This is a genomic window from Arthrobacter pasteuri (assembly GCF_054510955.1).
In genome coordinates, this window is the sequence record NZ_JBTNDO010000008.1 from 1 (window position 1) to 3961 (window position 3961).

At 64.8% G+C, this 3961-nt stretch carries 4 protein-coding genes; 2 read left to right on the forward strand and 2 right to left on the reverse strand.

Features of this window, described 5'->3' with window-relative positions:
* Window positions 1–403 precede the first annotated feature (403 nt).
* Entirely contained in the window at window positions 404–979 is a 576-nt protein-coding gene (locus tag ACX80H_RS16435) for a cupin domain-containing protein (RefSeq protein ID WP_459314479.1), read from the reverse strand.
* A gap of 41 nt (window positions 980–1020) precedes the next feature.
* Here ACX80H_RS16435 and ACX80H_RS16440 point away from each other — a divergent pair, with 41 nt between their 5' ends.
* Window positions 1021–1848, forward strand: a complete 828-nt coding sequence (locus ACX80H_RS16440) for a class I SAM-dependent methyltransferase (protein WP_459314480.1) — start codon at window positions 1021–1023, stop codon at window positions 1846–1848.
* A gap of 135 nt (window positions 1849–1983) precedes the next feature.
* Here ACX80H_RS16440 and ACX80H_RS16445 read toward each other — a convergent pair whose 3' ends face one another.
* The gene (locus tag ACX80H_RS16445; protein ID WP_459314481.1) at window positions 1984–2568 is read right to left on the reverse strand and encodes a helix-turn-helix domain-containing protein; all 585 of its coding nucleotides are present in this window, start codon (window positions 2566–2568) and stop codon (window positions 1984–1986) included.
* Window positions 2569–2598: 30 nt separating this feature from the next.
* On the opposite strand from ACX80H_RS16445, the gene ACX80H_RS16450 reads away from it, so the two are divergent.
* A complete protein-coding gene (locus ACX80H_RS16450; RefSeq protein ID WP_459314482.1) occupies window positions 2599–3732 on the forward strand; it encodes an NAD(P)/FAD-dependent oxidoreductase in 1134 nt (377 codons plus the stop codon).
* Window positions 3733–3961 lie beyond the last annotated feature (229 nt).

The following is a 3961-nucleotide window of genomic DNA, read 5'->3' on the forward strand; positions in this document are numbered from 1 at the left end:
GTTACATTCACAGCTTATTTCATTCCCTTTTCCCTTGTCAAATCCCCCGCCGTGCCCTACAGGCCCCGCAAAAGAATTCCACAAGACAATCCCACAACAAATTCAGGGGCCGAATTCGATCCCGCATCAGAGCGCACGAACCGACCACTGGAATTGGAGGGGGTTGGTCACCCTCACCGGGGCAACTCATGAAACACTACACCCCCGTCGGGATGCGAGCAAACCGTGGGGACGTCGGCTGCATCACGTTCCCACGACCAGCGCCGGCGAGTGAAAGGGCCGGCGTTTCCTCTGGCTACAGCCGCCGCGCAGGGCCCCTGGCGAGCGAGCCGGCGAGGTGCCGCAGCGGTTCCAAGCCTCATTGCCGGTCAAGGCTGCGGCGGTCTCGCGACAGCCAGGCTGATCAGGCATCGGCCAGGTGCGCCAGCTCCCCGTCGCGGTTGAATATCGACAGGATCTCCAGTTCTCCGGACCCAGGGACGGCACTGATTCGGTGGGGCACCATGGTGGAAAACTGAGCAGCTTCGTCGGCCTCGACGACAAGCTCCCTGTCGCCGAGCTCCAATCGGGCCTGACCGGTCAGCACGGTGAACCACTCCCAGCCCGGATGCACTTGGCGCTCCGGCGCCAGTGCCGCCCCGGGACCAACCCGCATCTTGACCACCACCACTCCTGCCACTGCCCTGTCGCGCGAGAGTAGCCACGTAGTCACATCCGCGCGCTGTGCGGGCTGGGGTCTGATGACGACATCTTCCTCTTCCGGCGAGCTGATGAGCTCATCGAGGGTGGTTTCCAGGGCACGGGCGATCGGGACGAGTTGATCGAGCGCAATACGCCTGTCGCCCGTCTCGATGCGACTGAGCGTCGAGGGGCTCAAGAAACAGGAAACGGCCAGGGCATCCAGAGAGAGTCCCCGTGCCAACCGGAGGGCACGGATACGTTGACGGACGAGCACATCCAGGTCTTGCTTCACACGCATGAGCCTATGCTTCTGCAGCAAAGGATGTCTATCGTGAGGAGATGAGCATCGACGCCTCGAACAGTAATCAGAACCACAAGCATGAGCGGCCCCTCCAGGTACACGGTCTGCGGTTCAGCCAGGACCAGCACCTCGGCCTCGACCTCGACGCCGAGGTGTTCAGCGACCACCTCGCAGTCGTCCTGAACCTGGCCGGCCAGGCGGCGCGTAGGGTCGTCGACCTCGGTGCCGGCACCGGTGCAGGTAGCCGATTGCTGCGCGAACGCTATCCAGAGGCGACGATCACCTGCGTCGACAACGACCCGCAGATGCTCGAGCTGCTGCACAGGCAGGGCTTCGCCGTGATCGAAGCGGACCTCAATGACGGGTTCCCCGCACTGCCCGAGGTTCCGGTTGACCTGATCTGGGCGTCATCCTCGCTCCACCACGTCGCTCATCCCGCGCGGCTCCTGTCAGGTGCGCGCGAGGCATTGGCACCCGGCGGATCCCTGGTTGTCGTCGAGCTCGCCTCTTTGCCGAGTTTCCTCAGCGACCCCGATGACGTGCTGCTGGAGCAGCGCTGCCACGCTGCCGCTGCAGTTGAAGGGTGGAATCACTACTCCGACTGGACACCGGTGATCGAAGCGGCCGGATTCGTCGTTGCCCGGAGTGAAGTAAGCGCCACCGCACCCGTCACCCCAGCCGCACGGGAATACGCGCAGCAGTGGTTCGCGCGCTTCTCCCACCTGACTGCTCTTAGCACGGGGAATCGCCAGGCAGTCGAAGACCTTCTCAAACGGCTGTCCAACGACCCCACCCTCAACCTCGAACCTCGCACCACCCGCGCCGTCTGGGTGGCCACGCTCGACCAGAACCAGGAAAGACCATGAATTACTGCACCACACCACCCCTGCAACGGCGTCGTGGTTCCACGGCCATGACGTGCTGACCCGCGACGGAACTGCGCATGCGGCGATTTGAGGGACGCGCCGCTCGAGCAGGCGGCAGCCTATTCCGGTTGTGCGTCAGGACTTTTTCGGCCGGGCGCGGACGTGCATACGCTCTCCCTGTTGCCCAAACAGGCTGATGAATTCGACCGACCGTCCGTTGGCGCTGGCGAACCAGTGCGGAGTGCGGGTGTCGAATTCGGCCGCCTCGCCTGGCCCCAGCACGAAATCGTTGTCACCCAGGACCAGGCGCAGCGAACCGTTCAGGATGTACAGCCATTCGTAGCCCTCGTGGACCTGCAGATCCGGCCCGTTGCGGTGCGCAGTGCCATCGAGCACCATTTTGTACGCCTGCATACCTCCAGGGCGCCGAGTCAGCGGGATGGCCGTTCTCCCGTGGTGCTTGATGGGACGCAGATGGATGCGTGGGTCACCGGTCGGTGGGGCTCCGACGAGATCATCGAGTGGCACCCCGTACACCTGGGCGATGGGCAGGAGGATCTCGAGGTTCGGTCGCCGCTGGCCCGACTCGAGCCTGGACAGTGTACTCACGGAGATGCCCGACGCTGCGGATACGTCGCCGAGCGTCAGATTGCGCTGTCCCCTGAGCGCGCGCAGCCGGGGTCCTACCGCGTCGAGGACGGCATCCAGATCTGAGGTCATGGACCCATTTTGCCATAACGGCAAAGTTGCTTGCAGTTCCTCATCCTGCTGCTCGATGCTGGGACGAACGAGCCGAACAGAAGGAGAACCACCATGTCAGTCAACGATCGAGCCCCTTACGAGCGATATGACGTCGTCATCGTCGGAGGTGGGGCGGCGGGGCTCAGCGCGGCCGTCACCCTCAGCCGTGCCCTTCGCTCCGTCGTCGTCATCGACGCTGGAGCGCCGCGCAATGCTCCTGCGCACGGCGTCCACGGCTTCCTGAGCCGCGAGGGAATGAGCCCCCTGGGTCTGCTCGCCTCCGGGCGCTCGGAGGCGGAATCCTATGGCACAACGGTCATCGGCATCGAAGCCACAACTGTTCGGCGAACCGCCGCGGGCTTCGAGGTGGTGCTGGCCGATGGACGCCAGGTGGTCGGGCGCCGGTTACTTCTGACTACCGGTCTTGTGGACCGGCTGCCCGCGATTCCTGGCCTGGCCGAGCAGTGGGGCGCCGGCGTCGTGCACTGCCCCTACTGCCACGGCTATGAAATCCGTGGACAGCGCATCGGCGTCCTCGGCACCAACCCCTTCTCAATCCATCAGACCCTTCTGTTCCGGCAGTGGTCAGAAGACATCACTCTTTTCCTCAATAACACCGTGATTCCGACGGAGGAGGAGTGGGACAAACTCGCGGCGCGGTCCATACGGGTGGTCGAAGGGGCCGTCTCATCGGTGAACGCGGCGGACGGCGTCCTCACCGGCGTGACGGTGACCGGCGGCACCAGCTTCGATCTGCAGTCCCTCGTCGTAGGGTCGAAGATGGAGGCGCGAGCGGGCTTGCTCGAGTCGCTCGGCCTCACAAGGCAGGAGCACCCGTCCGGGATGGCAAGCTTCATTGAACCCGGCCCCATGGGTACGACAGCTGTCCCGGGTGTCTACGTCGCGGGCAACGTCTCCAACATCGCCGCGCAGGTCATCGTGGCCGCCGCCGAAGGCACCTCCGCGGGAATGATGATCAACGCACACCTCATCGAAGAAGAGACGGCCTGGGCCGTTGAAGGATGGCGAGGGCCTTTCTCGGCGGAGATGGAGGAGACTGTGTCCGAGCGCGTCCTGGGCGCACGTCGGCATGGGCTCGATGTGCTGGTTGAGTACACGCAGCAGTGCTGGGGCGACCGGTAGCGGCAGCGGGACCGTATCTGGAGCGGAAGGCCGAACCGGAGCGTGGCGGGTGGCGCTGGAGACAGCGCATTATGCGGTCGGGGGCTGCCAGCATGGGCCTGAGGACCGGAGTGGTCCTGGGTGCCGTGTACGGGTGCCGGCGGGGTGCGTACCGGCCTGCGGTGGGTGTGCCCGGTGCATGTGGTGGGGTGTGGTTTAAGTGGGGAAGGCCCCGCACCTGGTGGTGCGG

Excerpts from the sequence above, each read along its gene's own strand:
- ACX80H_RS16435 (WP_459314479.1), bottom strand. The coding sequence starts at position 979 with ATGCGTGTGAAGCAAGACCTGGATGTGCTCGTCCGTCAACGTATCCGT.
- ACX80H_RS16445 (WP_459314481.1), bottom strand. The coding sequence starts at position 2,568 with ATGACCTCAGATCTGGATGCCGTCCTCGACGCGGTAGGACCCCGGCTG.
- ACX80H_RS16440 (WP_459314480.1), top strand. The coding sequence starts at position 1,021 with ATGAGCATCGACGCCTCGAACAGTAATCAGAACCACAAGCATGAGCGG.